Annotated in this window: 19 protein-coding genes; 6 read left to right on the top strand and 13 right to left on the bottom strand. The window is 52.1% G+C overall.

Going from position 1 to position 16544, the window contains the following annotated elements; all coding sequences use genetic code 11:
- The first annotated feature begins 46 nt into the window (after positions 1-46).
- On the top strand, positions 47-535 hold the full coding sequence (locus OHJ21_RS28860; protein ID WP_326118582.1) for an RNA polymerase sigma factor: 489 nt from the start codon (positions 47-49) through the stop codon (positions 533-535).
- Positions 532-1260: a zf-HC2 domain-containing protein gene (locus tag OHJ21_RS28855; protein ID WP_486021854.1), complete on the top strand. Its 729-nt coding sequence runs from the start codon at positions 532-534 to the stop codon at positions 1258-1260. The genes OHJ21_RS28860 and OHJ21_RS28855 overlap by 4 nt, the downstream gene beginning before the upstream one ends.
- Before the next feature lie 34 nt (positions 1261-1294).
- Here OHJ21_RS28855 and OHJ21_RS28850 read toward each other — a convergent pair whose 3' ends face one another.
- From OHJ21_RS28850 to OHJ21_RS28830, 5 genes are all read right to left on the bottom strand, one after another.
- The gene (locus tag OHJ21_RS28850) at positions 1295-1723 is read right to left on the bottom strand and encodes a hypothetical protein (protein ID WP_486022064.1); all 429 of its coding nucleotides are present in this window, start codon (positions 1721-1723) and stop codon (positions 1295-1297) included.
- 101 nt (positions 1724-1824) lie between these two features.
- The gene (locus OHJ21_RS28845) at positions 1825-2886 is read right to left on the bottom strand and encodes an LLM class flavin-dependent oxidoreductase (protein ID WP_127592800.1); all 1062 of its coding nucleotides are present in this window, start codon (positions 2884-2886) and stop codon (positions 1825-1827) included.
- 265 nt (positions 2887-3151) lie between these two features.
- Positions 3152-3661, bottom strand: coding sequence for an SRPBCC domain-containing protein (locus OHJ21_RS28840; protein ID WP_326111186.1), 510 nt, complete (start codon positions 3659-3661; stop codon positions 3152-3154).
- Positions 3662-3686: 25 nt separating this feature from the next.
- The gene (locus tag OHJ21_RS28835; protein ID WP_100541199.1) at positions 3687-4022 is read right to left on the bottom strand and encodes an ArsR/SmtB family transcription factor; all 336 of its coding nucleotides are present in this window, start codon (positions 4020-4022) and stop codon (positions 3687-3689) included.
- Positions 4023-4290: 268 nt separating this feature from the next.
- A complete protein-coding gene (locus OHJ21_RS28830; RefSeq protein WP_100541200.1) occupies positions 4291-4647 on the bottom strand; it encodes a nucleotide excision repair endonuclease in 357 nt (118 codons plus the stop codon).
- Between the two features lie 154 nt (positions 4648-4801).
- Between OHJ21_RS28830 and OHJ21_RS28825 the strand changes: the two genes are divergently transcribed.
- The 3 genes from OHJ21_RS28825 (at position 4802) to OHJ21_RS28815 (ending at position 6927) form a co-directional block, all read left to right on the top strand.
- A complete protein-coding gene (locus OHJ21_RS28825) occupies positions 4802-5113 on the top strand; it encodes a hypothetical protein (RefSeq protein WP_100541201.1) in 312 nt (103 codons plus the stop codon).
- Positions 5114-5146: 33 nt separating this feature from the next.
- On the top strand, positions 5147-5437 hold the full coding sequence (locus OHJ21_RS28820) for a transporter (protein ID WP_100541202.1): 291 nt from the start codon (positions 5147-5149) through the stop codon (positions 5435-5437).
- A gap of 284 nt (positions 5438-5721) precedes the next feature.
- Complete coding sequence (locus tag OHJ21_RS28815; RefSeq protein ID WP_326111189.1) at positions 5722-6927, top strand: MFS transporter; 1206 nt, start codon at positions 5722-5724, stop codon at positions 6925-6927.
- Between the two features lie 118 nt (positions 6928-7045).
- Here OHJ21_RS28815 and greA read toward each other — a convergent pair whose 3' ends face one another.
- The 5 genes from greA to OHJ21_RS28790 form a co-directional block, all read right to left on the bottom strand.
- Positions 7046-7522 (bottom strand): transcription elongation factor GreA, encoded by a 477-nt coding sequence (gene greA / locus OHJ21_RS28810; protein ID WP_100541204.1) that lies wholly within the window; start codon positions 7520-7522, stop codon positions 7046-7048.
- A gap of 290 nt (positions 7523-7812) precedes the next feature.
- Positions 7813-8982: a mannitol-1-phosphate 5-dehydrogenase gene (locus OHJ21_RS28805; protein WP_486021851.1), complete on the bottom strand. Its 1170-nt coding sequence runs from the start codon at positions 8980-8982 to the stop codon at positions 7813-7815.
- A complete protein-coding gene (locus OHJ21_RS28800; RefSeq protein WP_100541206.1) occupies positions 8979-9419 on the bottom strand; it encodes a PTS mannitol transporter subunit IIA in 441 nt (146 codons plus the stop codon). The genes OHJ21_RS28805 and OHJ21_RS28800 overlap by 4 nt, the downstream gene beginning before the upstream one ends.
- A 16-nt stretch (positions 9420-9435) precedes the next feature.
- On the bottom strand, positions 9436-11505 hold the full coding sequence (locus OHJ21_RS28795; RefSeq protein ID WP_486022063.1) for a BglG family transcription antiterminator: 2070 nt from the start codon (positions 11503-11505) through the stop codon (positions 9436-9438).
- Positions 11506-11578: 73 nt separating this feature from the next.
- Complete coding sequence (locus OHJ21_RS28790) at positions 11579-13012, bottom strand: PTS mannitol transporter subunit IIBC (protein ID WP_486021849.1); 1434 nt, start codon at positions 13010-13012, stop codon at positions 11579-11581.
- Positions 13013-13383: 371 nt separating this feature from the next.
- Here OHJ21_RS28790 and OHJ21_RS28785 point away from each other — a divergent pair, with 371 nt between their 5' ends.
- A complete protein-coding gene (locus tag OHJ21_RS28785) occupies positions 13384-13842 on the top strand; it encodes a hypothetical protein (protein ID WP_486021847.1) in 459 nt (152 codons plus the stop codon).
- A 77-nt stretch (positions 13843-13919) separates the two neighbouring features.
- Here the strand turns inward: OHJ21_RS28785 and OHJ21_RS28780 are convergent, their stop codons facing one another.
- From OHJ21_RS28780 to OHJ21_RS28770, 3 genes are read right to left on the bottom strand one after another with little or no spacing between them, the layout of a single operon-like run.
- Entirely contained in the window at positions 13920-15548 is a 1629-nt protein-coding gene (locus tag OHJ21_RS28780; RefSeq protein WP_486021846.1) for a glycoside hydrolase family 9 protein, read from the bottom strand.
- Positions 15545-15697, bottom strand: coding sequence for a hypothetical protein (locus OHJ21_RS28775; RefSeq protein WP_164817418.1), 153 nt, complete (start codon positions 15695-15697; stop codon positions 15545-15547). The genes OHJ21_RS28780 and OHJ21_RS28775 overlap by 4 nt, the downstream gene beginning before the upstream one ends.
- Before the next feature lie 32 nt (positions 15698-15729).
- Positions 15730-16428 carry an FHA domain-containing protein gene (locus tag OHJ21_RS28770; protein ID WP_326092024.1) on the bottom strand — a complete coding sequence of 233 codons (699 nt, stop codon included), beginning with the start codon at positions 16426-16428 and terminating at the stop codon, positions 15730-15732.
- Positions 16429-16544: the final 116 nt, after the last annotated feature.

Raw genomic sequence — 16544 nt, 5'->3', positions numbered from 1 at the left:
TAACGAATCGGCCACGGCCCAGTCATATAGGCAAGGAGGTGAACAGGTGGCGGATTTGCACCAGATATACCATCAACACTTTCAAGATGTGTATCTGTTCCTGCTGTCGCTTAGCAGAGATGAACATGTTGCGGAAGAACTCACACAGGAGACGTTTTTCAAAGCGCTGAAGCATATCGATTCGTTTCAAGGTACGTGCAAACTAAGCGTTTGGCTCTGCCAAATCGCTAAACATACATACTTCTCCTATCTTGATAAGCAAAAGCGATATGAGCCGGCCCCGCAGGTCGAGCACAGCAGCGATTTGGATATCGCATGGCAAACCATCGATAAAGCAGAGGCTTTCCGAATCCACCAGATTCTGCACTTGATGGACGAGCCGTATAAAGAGGTGTTCACGCTGCGGGTATTCGGGGAATTGTCTTTTGGCGAAATCAGTCAGCTGTTCGAAAAAACCGAGAGCTGGGCAAGAGTCACCTTCTTTCGAGCCAAGCAAAAAATTCAAAGCCTGTACAAGGAGGAGAACCGACCGTGAGCCGAGTTTCGTGTGATATTATTCAGGATTTGCTGCCCTTGTACTATGATGATGTGTGCAGCGCGGACACCAGGGTCCTGGTAGAAGGGCATCTAGCGGATTGCCCGGATTGCCGTGAGGTGCTGAGCCATATGAGTTCCCCTATGCCCTTGCCGGCCCAAACAATCGAGCAAAACAAACAGGAGGGAGCCGGTTTGCAGCAAGTTGCCGCCCAGTGGTCGCGCACCAAGTGGATCTCGTTTTCCAAGGGTTTATTGATTACTTGCCTAGCGGTTGGACTCCTGTTCCTCGTGTATGTCGGTCTGTTCAAATGGAACATTACGAGCGTGCCTACCCGCGTTATGCAAGTATCCGATATCAGCCAGCTGAAGGATGGGCGCATTGTCTATCATGTGAAGATGACCGACGGCTACAACGTCAATCAAGCTAGCATCGACTCGGATGCCGACGGAAACTTGTATATGACACCCAAGCGTCCCATCATCAAGTCGAAAAAGTTCGCGAATATGGGATTATCCAACATGTACTATTTCAATGATATTAAAGAGCAGAATGCCTATGAGAAGAGCTTTGGCGAAGGCGTTCAGATCAAGGCCCTTTATCTGGGGACGCCGGATGACCGGATTCTCATCTGGGAACAAGGCATGGAGCTGCCTGCGGCAAGCGAGTCCGTCGAGATGCAGTTTAATAGCGAGGAGATTGACAGCAAGAGACCGCCAGGGTAGCCCTTTGGGCCCCGAAGCGGTCTCTTGTTGAACCTCAAACCGTCGTAACAAATCTATGCAATAATCTCCACTCGATCCAAGCGTAGACCGAGCCGACCACCCCGAACAGAATAACTGCGGTGCTGACATGGAGCTCATATTCCTGTATGAATCGAACCTGATAGAATTCGTAAAACAGGAAAGCCCCAGCCCCGGCCCATAGCACGGCATACAGCAGAGCATACAGGATGAGAGAAGCCCTAACCCGTCGAATCATGCCGATTAGCCACGACAACGGGAGCGCGATCACCGGATATAGGATCGATGATAAGAAGATCGGGATGATCACCAACACCAAACCCATATTACGAAGGCCGTAATATTCCGTCGTTGCAATCTTATATCCTTCGATATACTCCAAGCCTACGATCGCACCGGTAAACATCCATATAAATACGAACCACAGCACAAAATATTTGGCCACCCGCAAGATGTACACCACCTTGTCCGTTTAAGTCATAAACGGTAGGGTCCGAAAAAAAGTTACGTTTATTTCCGTTTCATCGCAATAAAAGTGCTGCCAGCTTACTCCGCAGGTTCACCAGCCGCTTCCCAGCGGTCGATTTCCTTGCGCACCCGAGGGGCGACTTCCGTTCCCAGCAGTTCAATGGCCCGCATGACTTCATCATGAGGCATCGTTCCGACGGGCACGTGCAGCATAAAGCGGGTAATGCCCACATGCTTGCGCAGGTGAATGATTTTTTGGGCGACCGTCTCCGGGTCCCCCACATAGAGCGCACCTTCGAAGCTTCGTGCCGCATCGAATCTTGCGCGGTCATAGTATCCCCAGCCCCGCTCCCGTCCCAATACATTCATGCTGGCTTGGGTGGATGGGAAGAACTTGTCCGCTGCCAGCTCGGTTTCTTCCGCAATGAATCCATGGGAATGCGAGCCGATCGGCAGCTTCGATACATCGTGCCCGGCATGAGCTGCCGCTTCTTTATACAGCTTGACCAGCGGCGCGAACTGCAGGGGACTGCCGCCGATAATCGCCAGCACCAGCGGCAAACCGAGCAGGCCTGCCCTTACGACCGATTCCGAATTGCCTCCGCTGCCAATCCACACCGGCAGCGGATTCTGAACCGGCCGCGGGTAGACGCCTAAGTTATGAATCGCAGGGCGATGCCCGCCCTGCCAGGTTACTTTTTCCGACTCGCGGATTTTGAGCAGCAGCTCCAGCTTCTCCTCGAACAGCTCATCATAATGGCTCAGATCATAGCCGAATAACGGGAACGATTCGATGAACGAACCTCTGCCCGCCATAATCTCGGCACGGCCGTTCGAGATGGCATCCAAGGTGGCGAAATCCTGAAACACCCGCACCGGATCAGCGGAGGACAGCACCGTCACCGCACTGGTCAGCCGAATCCACTTCGTCTGCGACGCAGCCGCAGCGAGCACAACCGCAGGCGAAGATGCCGCATAATCCTTACGGTGATGCTCGCCTACCCCATACACATCCAATCCCACCTGATCAGCCAGCACGATTTCCTCAACAACCTCGCGCAGCCGCTGTGCATGGCTCATCACTTCGCCTGTCGTCACATCCGGCCAAGTCTCTACGAACGAGCTAACTCCAATCTCCATCATGATTTCCTCCTATTATGCTTTGCCGCAGGGTTAGAACTGCAGGCAAAAGATTATCGCTTTTTCATGCCTTAGGACAGTCAACATCGTTATCTATCATTCAATTATCTTTATATTGAACTTTTAACAGGGATTTTTCAAGTTACAAGTTAACTGATAACGAGAATCCTAGTGGATTCGATGCATAAGAAATTCAAAAATGGCCGGCATCCATGCGGATTCCGGCCATTTCATGTTTCCTTTTAACCCTGTATTTGAGCTTGGCTTATTGCTTTGCTGCCAAGTATTCCTCCAGGCGATCCCAAGTTTGGGTAATGCCTTCTTCCATTCCCATATCCAGCACGGTTTTGAGAGCCTCCGGAGAATCGTACACTGCCCGGTTGATCAGCTTGGTCTTCCCATCCTGCTCCACAAAGGTCATCGTAGAGATAGGGGCAGGCATTCCCTCAGCAATGGTGCCTTCTGCATCGGAAAAATAATCGATAAGAACAATTTTCTCCGGCTCTTCGATCTCCTGGTACACCGATTTGCCCCAGGATTCCATGCCGTAGAAATCCCCCTGGTTCTTATCCAAACACTTCATGCAGTAATGCCACGAGCCGCCCGGACGGAAATCCATATTGGATACGGTAACCTCCCATCCACGAGGCCCCCACCACTGCTTAAGATGCTCTCCATCCGTAAACACCTTGAATACCAGCTCCCTAGGTGCATTAAACTCACGCTCCAATACAAGTACTTCCCCTTCAACCCGCGTAATCATTTGGTTTGTCATTATCCATTCCTCCTCATATTAGGTGTTAATCCTGTTTCTTACCTGTTCCTTCCGATTGCAGTTTCTCTAAGTAGTTATCCAAGTTGTCAAAGCGCTCGTTCCATATGCTTCGGTAATTATGGAGCCAATGGTCCAGTTCTACAAACGGCTCCGACCGCAGCATGTAGTTCCGCCGGTTCGCCTCCGCCCTTACCTCCACCAGCCCGGCTTCCAGCAGCACCTTCAGATGCTTGGAGGCTTGTGGCTGCCGAATATCAAGACGTTCAGCGATTTCTCCAACCGTTAAAGGCCCCTTCAACAAGAGATCCACAATACGAAAACGGTTCGGTTCGGCTAAAGCGTTAAATGTTGTTAGTTCCATCTTGTTGTGATGACTGGTACAGACCCGCTGCTATAGCGTTTACGGTGATGGTCTGTTCTCTCTGTCCATGTCACCATCATCACCTCTTTTTTTTGCTGATTTAATGGTGCCGTACTTCCTGATAACAATATACCACGATAGGAATATTCCTGTAAAGGAATATTTAAATATTTCTTTAATTTTTTTTCACAACACAAAAAAAGCAATAAACGCGGGGCTTTACTCGGGCCACGTCTATTGCTTCTTGTTTTTTTATCCTTCGTATTCCTTACTTAAAAAACACCTTGTCTACATTATATTTGGCCTTGAATTCATTAATGATATAGGTTTCATAGATCTCTCGATGAACGGCGTCTTCAATGACGCAGACCTCGATTCTTGTCACCTCATCCCGATGCTCCTTCATCGGAGAGACGTTATCTTCAAAATGCTTCTTGATCCGCGGTCTTAGCTTTCTTGCTTTGCCAACAAACAGGAGTTCCTCCTTGCTGTTGTAGAACATGAAAATCCCGCCCCGATCTCTTGGAATCAGGTGAAAATCCGTAAATCCGTAAATGTGGCTCAACTCCGGAGCAGCCTGCTTGGTAATTGTAATGTCCACCTTGGGAATGGTTATATTGATCACGACTAACGCTCACTTCCTCAATTCATATATTGATCTAAATCGTATCACTAATCTGCTTATTTGCCCATGCGGGAAATTTAAGAGCACCCCTCTCTAGGCATCCGCATAGGATGGAAACTAGGTATGACTAATAACGATGGGGGTCTTTTTCAATATGAGCATTCAATATCCCGGACACCAGGAACAAACCTTGTATCAAGCTGAACCCAACATGATGCACAACATCAAATCGGTTCGCGATCATATTCACCGTCTTTGCAAGCAGCATGCGAATCAGATGGTTCGCGTCGAAACGCTCGACGGTGATGTTTTTGAAGGGACGATCATGCATTGCGAGAAGGGGATTCTGTATTTGAGTCTGTCCGGCTACGAAAACCAGCGCGGCTTCGGCCCCGGTTACTACAATAATGTCATCCTGCCCCTTGTCCTCTTCGAATTGCTTGTCATCACGCTGCTGTACACCTAAACCCATATAACCCGATTAAGGAGTGAACCCAATATGGCATTTATGCCGCCGCAAGGACCTCAGGGACCACTGCAAGGGCCCTTATCCCCGCCTCCAACCACGATCCCCCAACAACCTATGGCGAGTGCCTTTGCTGTTGACCCGGGAGCGATCAGAGGATGTTTGTTTCGCATCACCTATATTTGGCCGAGATTCGGGCCCGGCTTCTGGTTTTTTCCGACCTTCGTCGGCCGCACCTCGGTCGCCGGTTTCCGATGGACAGGAAGAAGATGGGTCTACTCGGGGTTCGATTTAAGAAGAATCCAGTCGTTCACCTGTTTTTAACCCTAATATTTAAGGGACGGAGTCGGCAGGTACGTTCAATGGCCCCAATGATCTGCCCGCTCATCACGAGAGTGCCCCTTCGGCGCTCTCGAGTTCTTGCATAATGGACAAGCTTTCCTCAGTAGAGGCTTCCCTTTTCAGGGTATCCATTTTCCCCAAAAAATAAAGTTCTTGATTATCCTCCGACAACATTAAATAATATGTAACAGTCCCTCTTTAAAACCGATAATGGAGATTGGGATTATAAATTTAACCAACACAGCAGAAAGGTTGACTTGAACACCATGGATCTATCGCAACACGCTACTGGGAAAAAAGGCGCCAGAGAGCCCTTTCCCATCTCTATACTGTCTCTCACCGTTGGCGCTTTTGCCATTGGCATGACGGAGTTCGTTATCATGGGAATACTCCCTAATGTCGCGGATGATCTGAATGTCAGCATTGCATCGGCTGGGCAGCTGATTACGATGTACGCTCTCGGGGTAGCCGTAGGAGCCCCTATTCTAACGGTTCTAACCCACCAAATACCACAGAAAAAACTGCTCCTGCTGCTCATGGGCCTGTTTATTCTGGGTAACGGCATTTCGGTCTTCGCTCCGAGCTATGCCGTTCTGATGGGTGCCCGAATGCTGACCGCGCTGACGCACGGTACTTTCTTCGGTGTGGGAGCTGTCATCGCTTCGAACCTGGTGCGGCCGGACAAGCGTGCCGGGGCGGTGTCCATCATGATGGCCGGATTAACGATAGCCAATATCATCGGGGTTCCGATCGGCACCTTCATCGGCCAGACGATGGGCTGGCGTGCTTCATTCGGCGCGATTGCCGTTATGGGGGTGTTGGCATTGATCGGCATCCTGATCTTTATTCCGAAGCTACGGCAGGAACAAGCTTCAAGCATCGCTCAGCAAATTACAGCCCTTATCAGACCACAACTCCTTCTCTTCCTGCTGATCGGAGCGCTTGGCAACGCCGGCCTGTTCGCCGTCTTCACTTATATTGCGCCGCTGCTGATTGAGATCACCGGCTTTGCCGAACCCAGCGTCACCTGGATTCTGATCCTGTTTGGTATCGGCGTAACCGTCGGTAATATCGTGGGCGGAAGACTGGCCGACTGGAAGCTGCTGCCCTCCATTCTCGGCGTTTACTTTGCGACGGCCGTCATTCTGACCATCCTTACCGTGACGATCCATAACCCGGTCACGGCTGTACTGACCATCGTGTTGTGGGGTGCTGCTTCTTTCGCCGTTATGCCGGGAATGCAGGTGCGTGTAATGAGTCTGGCCCAGTCCGCTCCCGCTCTTGCCTCCACCGCAACCCACTCTGCGGGCAATCTCGGAAATGCAGCGGGGGCTTTTATCGGTGGGTTGGTCATTACCCATCTAAGCTTAACGGCCCTGCCTTGGGTGGGCGCTGGATTGGTGGGACTCGCCTTCATTCTGGGAGCAGCCTGCTATATGTATGAGCGCAAGGCCGTAACGGCTAATGCTTAATTTCCAATAGCTGCAAAACTCTCGTTGCCATACGGAGCACGAACCATGTTGAAAAGGCGTAACCGGACATTGCACCCCGGTTACGCCTTTATTTATATATTCATTTATCCCTCTGCGATTACAGAGCTTTGATCTCCAGCAGCTCGTACTTGACGATACCCATCGGCGCCTCCACGTTGACTTGATCGCCTACCGCTTTGCCCATTAGTGCTTTGCCAAGCGGACTTTCATAGGAGACCTTATTGTTCAATACGTCTGCCTCGGCGGGTCCTACGACCTGATATTCAAGCTTCTCTGCAAACTCGATGTCGTTCAGGACGACATTCGAACCAACATTCACCGTTTTCGAGCTTACATGCTTGGCGTCGACAATCCGGGCGCTGTTGAGTGTTTTTTCCAGGATGATGATGCGCGTTTCCATAAACGCTTGGTCGTTCTTGGCCGAGTGGTACTCGCTGTTCTCCTTCAAGTCACCATAGCTGATCGCGAGCTTGATCCGTTCCGCTAACTCTTTGCGTTTTACATACTTGAGGTCATCAAGTTCTTCCTGGAGTTTATCATAGCCCTCCTGGGTCAAGATCAGTTCTTCTGCCATGTTCATCACATCCACTTTTTAATTTCTTATTTCTAGTGTACTCTTTATTTCGAAAATAAGCGAAAACTTTCTGAAAATCGATGGATGGAATATTTGGAATTTAATTACAATGACGGGGTTGCCTCTGCCAAGATTAAACCACTTGGACAGCTACATGAAGGATTATTTTGAACAAATCAGGATCGTTGTATACCCCGAGTTAGAACCATAATAGCCCCTGATTTCTCCACAAAGAGAACCAGGGGCTATATTAGATAGATAGAATGCCGTGGCCTATCGGCACGTGCATCTTACGAACTCGCTTCGATATCAGCCTTCAACGCTTCATACTGCTCCATCAGCTCACCCATAATGGGATGCTCACCGGCAATGCCGGTATATTGGGAAGCCGTGTCGCTTGCACCGATATCCCGGACCGATGCTTGCAGCTCCACGCTTTCGGGATCTTCCGGAACATCGAACATCAGAGCCGCTGCCATGGATTTCGCCAAGCTCTTGTACGCAAGCCCGCTTTCGAATGCCAGCATCGCTGGCGACACCAGGCGGTCGCCCGGGGACAGCTTCCGGATCGGAGAGCGGCCTACGCGGGACACCTCGTCAGTTAGTGCCGGGTTGCGGAACCGCTCCAGGATGGTATCGATATAAGCTCCATGCTCGGAAGGGTTGAAGCCGTGTTTATGCACGAGCGCAGCTCCCGTCTCCTCCAGCACAGCACGGACATGACTCGCTACCTCTTCATCCTTCATGGCGTCCTGGATCGTCTCATAGCCTTTTAGAAACCCTACATACGCGGCCGAGCAGTGTCCGGTATTCACCGTAAACAGCTTGCGCTCGATGTACGGCTCCAGACGGTCCACGTAGTGAATGCCTTCCACAGGGACATAATCCTCAAACATCTGCGAGCGATCCACCGCCCATTCATAGAACGGCTCCACCACGACCTTCAGACGGTCCTCATGCTGCTGCAGCGGCACAATCCGGTCTACGGCCGCATCCGGGAAAGCCACGCGCTGGTCGGCCTTCTGCTTCGTCTCGTCATCAAGCTTCCCGTAGACGTGCTCTTTCAGCTGCGTACTGCCGCCGATGGCATTCTCGCATGCAATAATATGAAGGGGGGCAGCAGACTCCGCTTGCAGCCGAAGCTTCAGCCCCTCGGCAATAGTGCCGGCGATAAACTTCAGAATGTTCACGCCTACCGCAGTCGTCACGAGATCCGCTTCCGCTACTGCACGTGCGGCAGCTTCGGGCTCCGAGGCGCTGTTGAGTGCGGTGATGCCTTTAACGATCGTGGTCTCCTGCCCTTCGCTGGCCAAGGTGACGGGATACTCCCCGCGTGCTTTCAGCTCCGATACCAGCTCTTCGTTCACATCGATAAAACAAACCTCATAACCGGCTTGTGACAGCAAGAGCCCTATAAAACCGCGCCCGATGTTACCTGCTCCGAAATGGACTGCTTTCATGCGCCCATTCCTCCTTCGAAGATCGCCAGAATCTCCTCTTCGCTGGAAGCGTTCATCACCTTCTCAATGCTTTCGTCATCCGTGAAGATCATCGCCACATTCGTCAGAATCTCCATGTGATCACCGCCGGCAGCCGCAATACCAATAACAATAAACGCAGGCTCATCCCCTCCGAAATCTACGCCTTCCGGGAAGCGGACGATCGACAATCCCGTGGAGAGGACCATGCCTTTCGCCTCTTTCGTGCCATGGGGAATCGCGAGTCCTCCGCCCATATAAGTGGACGCAATCTCTTCGCGTTCCAGCATTTTATCCACGTAATCCTCGGATACATGGCCTGCCTGTACAAGCAGATTTCCCGCCATGCGGATGGCTTCGCTCTTGCTGTCAGCCTTTGCGTTCAGTATGACTTTATCTTTGGACAGTATGTTATTCATGTTGATCTCCCTCTTTCTATGGTCTGTGATTGAAAAAATGCTGAAGCTCTTCCGCCAAATAGGATCGGATTTCTTCCTCGCTGCCCCGCTCCATCAGCTCAATCAGCTCGGAGTGAAGCAGCATTGCGCTGATTTCACTGAGCACCTCCAAGCTCTCCTTCGGAAGCTGCTTCGGTGCCAGCATCAGCAGAATGACACCCGCCTCCGCCCCGTCCTCCAGCGGCGCTCGGTGCGCCAGCCGGAACAAGGTTAGAGACGGCCAGGAAATATAGCGGCTGCGCGTATGGAACAAGGCCAGCGTCGTATCCGGAATGAGCTGGGTGCCCATCCGTTCGCGCTCAAGCAAACGCTCCTTCACCTTCTCCGCATCACGGACAGCCCCGCGTTCAACCACCTTAGCCAAGGCTTCGTTCAATGTGCCCTGCAAATCATCCTGCCGATTATCCAGGTGGTATACATGGAAGCCACCCAAAAGCGTTACGATCTCGTTCATCAGGGCAGCCTGCATGCGTAGACGCTCGAATGATGCGACCCTATGCTCTACCTCGATTCGCTTATCTGCAGCCATGCCTCCGGCCGGTGTCAAGGATGTGCTCTGGATGAATTGCAGCAGCGCCTCTTTATCATCCGCCGTGAGCAGCGGACTTAATCTCACATACCGATCCTTCGGCAGCGGAAGATCAATGGTCGAAATAATGAGATCATATTGCTCCTTCGGTATCCGGGCCGCTTCATACCACGAGACGTTGCCGAGCACCTCAATCTGCGGCATCTCCTTATTCAGTCGTGTCCCGAGAAGCCTTGAGGAGCTAAGGCCGCTGGAACATACCAGAATGGCCTTCAAATGGTGCCCCAGCTGGTTCAGACGTTCGCTGGAAGCACCGAAGTGCATAACCAGAAACCCGATTTCTTCATCCGGGATGGTCAAACCCAGCTTCAGCTCGTCAACCGAACGACGGACGATTCCAAACAGCTCCTCATAATCCTTCCGAATCGGGCTCAGCAAGGGATTCCGGATCCGGGTCCCTTCCCGAATCCGTTTCATGGCAGCCCCGATGTGTTCCACCAGACCTGCCCGCAGCGTGCGGTCCTCCTGATACGGAATGCCGGTGCGCCCCTGAACCCGTTCGATAAGACGTTGGGCGATCTCCACCATCTCCACATCCGTGTGAGCCAGTTCGCTGACCTCGGACATGTCCTTCGCAGATTCGAACAAATGAGCGATATATTTCATTTCAGGATCGTGAAAGTCAATCTTCAAGGTTTGGCCAAGGCGACTCGCGAAAGCCTTTGCCTCCTCCACTGAAGCGGAGGATTTGCCATATCCCGCAATATCCCTTGTCTCTATGCTCCGCCCCTGCTTGATCCTGTTTACGGAAACCGATAACGCTATGAGCATGGCAGTATAGGCACTTTCGCTAAGCCCCTCGGTCCAATCCCAGTTCATATCCCATAAACATTTCTCTACATCCAGCAGCACCGGTTTATCAATCATGGAGAGCAGACGGGCGGTCACAGGCTCGCTTTGATCACGATATCCATCCCCGACAAGATCGGAATAATCCAGATATTCCTCAACAAGCCGACAAATCGCCGATCGCCTTACACCTTCCGAGCCTTCAATCTCGATACCATAGCCTCTGCGGCGAATAAGGTTAAGATTAAACCGCTTCATCCATGGCTCCAGCTCATCCAGGTCATTACTGACGGTCGGCACGGTGACCTTTAAACTATGAGCCAAAGCAAACAGTTTGATGGGTTCATTCGCCTCAAGCAGGGCGCACAGCATAAGGATTTTGCGCTCTTCCACGGAATAATCGGCCGGCTTTCCTGCAAGCAGGCGCTTCCGCAGCTGAGCCATCTCCCCAAGCGTCTCCTCTTCCAGCCGGATACCCGTTCCCGACTTTTTATGAAGCAGAACGCCCGTACCCTGCAATTCCTTCTCAATCTCCTCCATTTCCCGGTGAACCGTCCTGACGCTGACCCCGACCTCAGCGGCTATTTCTGCAGCCGTCATGCCCTCGTTCCTGCTCATCAGGAGCAGAAGGATTTGTCGCTGGCGGGCAGTGATGTGTCCCAGACGCATGGCCCCCTTCTTCATGAAATGAAAGACAACGCCGGCGTAATACGCCAGCGTGTCATATGGTTTTAGGCTTATGTTAGTCTTTGAGTCGTTCCACCAGCTCATCATATCTCGGACTCTTCAGGAAGTTGTCGATGGAGATATGCTCCGCATTCGGATTCTTCGCGATGGCCCGCTCGGTGAGTGTCTTCTGGGTAATGACGATATCCGCGTCATCCGGTATTTCACTGACCGCCGAGTTCACAACCGTAATGTCGACGCCCGCTTGCTGCAGTTTCTTTCTTAATACCGAGGCGCCCATTGCGCTGGAGCCCATGCCGGCATCGCAAGCAAACACGATTTTATTCACATTCTCTTTGTCCAGATTAGCTACAGCCGCCGAAGCAGGGGCGACTTGGTCGTTCATGCCGCCGGTTTTCATTTCTCTCATCTTGGCGGATGCTTCTTCCAAATTCGGCTCTTCTTCGGTCTGTTTGCCTGTTTTTAGCAGTAATGCCGCTACAGCAAAGGAGACCACCGTTGCAACAATAACACCGGCCAGGACCTCAATCAGACCACCTTTAGGCGCCATGGCGAAGTAAGCAATGATGCTGCCCGGCGACGCAGGGCCCACCAATCCGGCTCCAAGAATCTGGAAGGTGAAGGTGCCGGCAACACCACCTGCAATAGCAGCCAGGATCAGAACCGGCTTCATCAGAATATACGGGAAGTAAATCTCATGAATACCGCCCAGGAAGTGAATGACAACCGCCCCCGGCGCGGAAGACTTGGCAGATCCGCGTCCGAAGAACCAATAGGCAAGAAGAATGCCTAGGCCCGGACCGGGATTCGACTCCAGCATATACAGAACCGATTGGCCGATACGTGCTGATTCCTCTGTGGCGATCGGACTGAAGATCCCGTGGTTGATCGCATTGTTGAGGAACAATACTTTCGCAGGCTCAACAATAATGTTGACCAGCGGAAGCAGGTTGGCATTGACCAATACGTCAACACCGGCTGACAGCGCTTGGGTAATGCCCTGTACAAGCGGCCCGATTCCGGTGTACGCCACCAATGTGAGCGCGCCGCCAATAATGCCGAGCGAGAAGTTATTCACCAGCATTTCGAAGCCGGATTTGATTTTGCCTTCAATCAGCTTATCGAATTGCTTCAATACCCATGCAGCCAGCGGACCGACAATCATAGCCCCGAGGAACATCGGAATCTCCGCTCCGACGATAACCCCGACCGTGGCAACCGCGCCGATAACCGCACCGCGTTTGCCGTGGATCATCTGCCCGCCCGTGTAACCGATCAAGAGCGGGAGCAAGTACTTGATCATCGGGTCAACCAGCGATCCCAGATTCTCGTTCGGGAACCAGCCGGTCGGGATGAACAGAGCCGTAATCAGACCCCAAGCAATAAACGCGCCGATATTCGGCATCACCATACCGCTAAGGAGACGGCCGAGCTGTTGTACCCTTACGCGAATGCCTTTGGAAGCGTTTGTATTTGTCTCGTTGGACATCGTATAGACCTCCTAGTCATATTTGAAAATAAATCGGAATGTTGTTGTGTCGCTATCATCTGACATCTCTATGTTAAGTCAGCCCGGCAAAAGGCTCAACGAAAGGAAAAGCGGGTTTCGTCAAGAATATTGTTGACAACTTTTAAAAGGATCATGTCGTTTTTTTGAAAATACCGCTGCACCGCGGTTTCATTCGTAGAGCAAGCCCAGCCCTTGATTCTGTAATTTCCAAGCTTTCACGCCTAAGCCACGTAATTTCACGGATTGCGTACATCCCCGTCATAAGTTCACAACATTCCTTCGGTAAACTGAACCTCATAACGGATAACAGCGTGAATCCGAACTTACAACGATGGAGGTTTTCCCGCAAAATGAACACCCCAGCAAGAAATCACATCGGCCTATCGATGTTTACTATCATTCTGTTGGCTTTGCTCGGTGTGCCCCGCGTGATTGCCCATGATTTGCAATGGGTCGATCCCCATGGGTTCATCAACCGGCTGCTTGTCTTTATTCCCCCGATCATCTGGATTCTTTATGTACTCGGGAAGCCACATAGCGTAAAACATCCTTCTGTACCCTTAATGGTCATCGGCGCAGTCTATGGATTGCTCTTGGGCATTACCCATCAGCTATTGTGGAATATGGCATTCGAAACGCCGCCGACCCTGGGCGGCAACCTGGCTGATCTACCGGCAGCAGCTAACAGCTTTCTGACCAGAGCCTTTGCCTTCATCAGCAGCATGGTGACAGGTACGGTGGTCGGCATCGTCTCAGGTATGGTAGCCACGGTGCTTCATCCGCTGGTGAAGGGGCGATCAAGACGCTAACCATGAACGGGTCGATACAAAAAAAGAAGCGTCGAGAATCTCTCGGCGTTTCTTTTTCTTTAGCATGCTTTATGCTTCTACACAAAATGAGATAACACGAACACAGCCGGCGAATTCCAATAGATGGCCACCTCGTTGGTAGAATAGCTGTCCATCACATCGGCAAAGGAGGCTGCGGGTGCCTTGCCGGCCAAGTGCTCACGCGCGTAATCGTCATGAAGTCCCTTGTTCGGACCGCCAGAGAGTAGACCCGGGACTGGATCTTCCACGCCATCGCCTTCGGAAGGACGATGATGCGGGTGCAGGATTGGCATAGCCCCATACCCTGTTACGTAGCTCATCCCCACCACGTTGGCCCCGAACACATAGTGTATGTGCTCGTGCACATGACGCTCATAGTCTTCAGAGCCAGACAGTCTTCCCGCCACCAGCAGGAGCATCGCATGATTCAATACCACCATATTGCTGCCCCAAATATATTGATCCGGCAGCAGCGAGATCCCATAACCGTCCCGAGCACTGACAGTGGCAAGCGCATCCGCACGCTGAAGCAGGCCCGTCATCAGTTCCTGCGCGAGCTCGGGCTCTTCTTCCCGCTCCGACATCAGATAGGCGAAGGTTCCATAGCCGCCCATGTCCGCCCATCCCAATTCGTATTTTTCGAAAGAGTCCTGCTTGGCTAAAGCTTGAAAAGCCTCATGATACCTCGCCTCCCCCGTTGTACGGTATAGCTCTGCCGCGGCCCAGTACCGTTCATCCTCATCCTGGGCGTCACCGTACTCACCTGTAGCGATATCAGCCGGATTGCGGAAGCCCGCCGCGTTCGGATGTTCCTCCAGCCATGCCCAAGCGCGCTCCGCTGCTCTCAGACAGCTCCCAGAGAAGGTTTCGTCGTAGGGAGAATATACCCGCGCCGACATCGCCATGGCTCCGGCAAAACAACCGGTTGCCGTTGCGGAGATTGGCGACAGGTACAGCGGGGCCGTATCGTCTTCCGGCATCACGTCTCCCGCCGGAAACCGCAAGGTGGTGAGTTTATGGAACACGCCTCCCGATGCCTCATCCTGCATGCGCTGCATCCATTCCAGCTCATACCGGCATTCATGAAGCACGTCCGGCAGGCGGCCGTCGCTTTCCGGCAGTGGGAGCGGCTGAGCAAACGCCTCCGGGTAAAACTCGAAAGCCAGCAGCAGGTCGGCTACCGCTTTGGCACCAGGCACGACATACTTGCCATAGTCGCCGGCATCATGCCATCCACCCCAGGCATCCACCTGTCGCGATTCGTCTCCATGAACGAAGGCAGGCGTAAGATGACATGCTCCGTGATGCCAGGGTCCGGCATGCAGCTCATCGAGTTTCGCCCCGCAGCGGAAATAATAAAACGCTTTCAATAACGCGCGGTGCGCATCCTCGTATACCTCGTCGGCTATGACAAAAGGAACGGACGCTTGCCCATTCTCCGCCTCGATCCGATAAGTGCCTGGCACTGCCCATGCGGTGAAATCTCCCCGGCTTACGATCTGCCCGCTGGCAGCATCCTCGATGGCCGGAGAGGTTTGCCCCTGCCAAACCACCTCGCCATTCAGGGAATCGACGACGTGAAACCGACCGCCCTGACCGGCAATAACGGCAATCTTGGCGTCCCGGCTCCGATAACCCAACTGGTTAACGGCAATGCCGTTTTGCTGTACGTGCTCCTTGTTCATCTCCTCTGCTCATCCCTTCCGATTGTCGATTCGAAATTTCCATGCTTTACAACTTCGATAGCTATGGTCATTTCCCTCTTATCCGCTGATAAATAGAACTGGAATGAAAGCAAGCCCTTCCTGCCGGTGAGGAAGAGCTTGTCTCTCATGTTTTCATCTTGAGTTCATCGTGTACTTACGATCACGTTTGTCCATCCGCTTGTGTTTGCAAAATATAACCCTTTCCCCGGATGCTTTCAATGTCCAGAATGCCTCGCGTCTTCTTACGCACCCGATAGATCAGCGCATTCAGCTCCTCGGAGCTGACATCGGGCACTTCATCCGTTCCGCAGCTTCGCTCGGGCCAAATGTATACCTTAAGCTGATCCTTGGACACGAACTGCCCCTGGTGGTTGACCAGCAGCTCCATGCATTTGTACTCTTTTTCCGAAAACGCGTACACATCCTCGCCGTATACCAGCTCCTGCTTGAAAGGATTCAGCCTAAGCCCGCCGGAGGCCTCAACCGCCGCGAGCTGCTTGATCAGCGGGGTAATGTCCATCGTCTCATCCATGCTGAGGATGGAGAAGGACAACACGATCAGATCTCCAGCGAGTACAATGGTGTCTCCATGCTGAAGGGGAATTTCATCATGGGGATCCAGCCGTTTCTGATTGACGAAGGTACCATGCTTGCTGTTTAGATCCTTGATGCTGAACTTCCCGTTTCGATACAGCAGCGCTGCATGCCGCCGGGATACAAAAATGTTATCAAACGCGATATCCGGATCAAAATGCTGGCCCTTGCGGCCAAGCACTGTTATGGGTTTGGTCAAAGCTATGACGTCTCCACGTTCATAGGGGTTCCCCCGCTCCACCATCAAAAAGGAGGATTTGTCCATCATGCTCCCTCCCGTTCTTATTATAACTGCTCATTGTGTTTATCAGTTCGCTATTATGGAATTGTTATGGTCCAGCTATTGAGTATGCGCCCAAAATCACTAAGATTTAGGAAAGA

This window comes from Virgibacillus sp. LDC1, from assembly GCF_025792345.1.
GTDB classification, from domain to species: Bacteria; Bacillota; Bacilli; order Paenibacillales; family Paenibacillaceae; genus Paenibacillus_AQ; species Paenibacillus_AQ lautus.
Note: the sequence above shows the minus strand (reverse complement) of the source record. Positions and strands in the feature narration are given on the sequence as shown.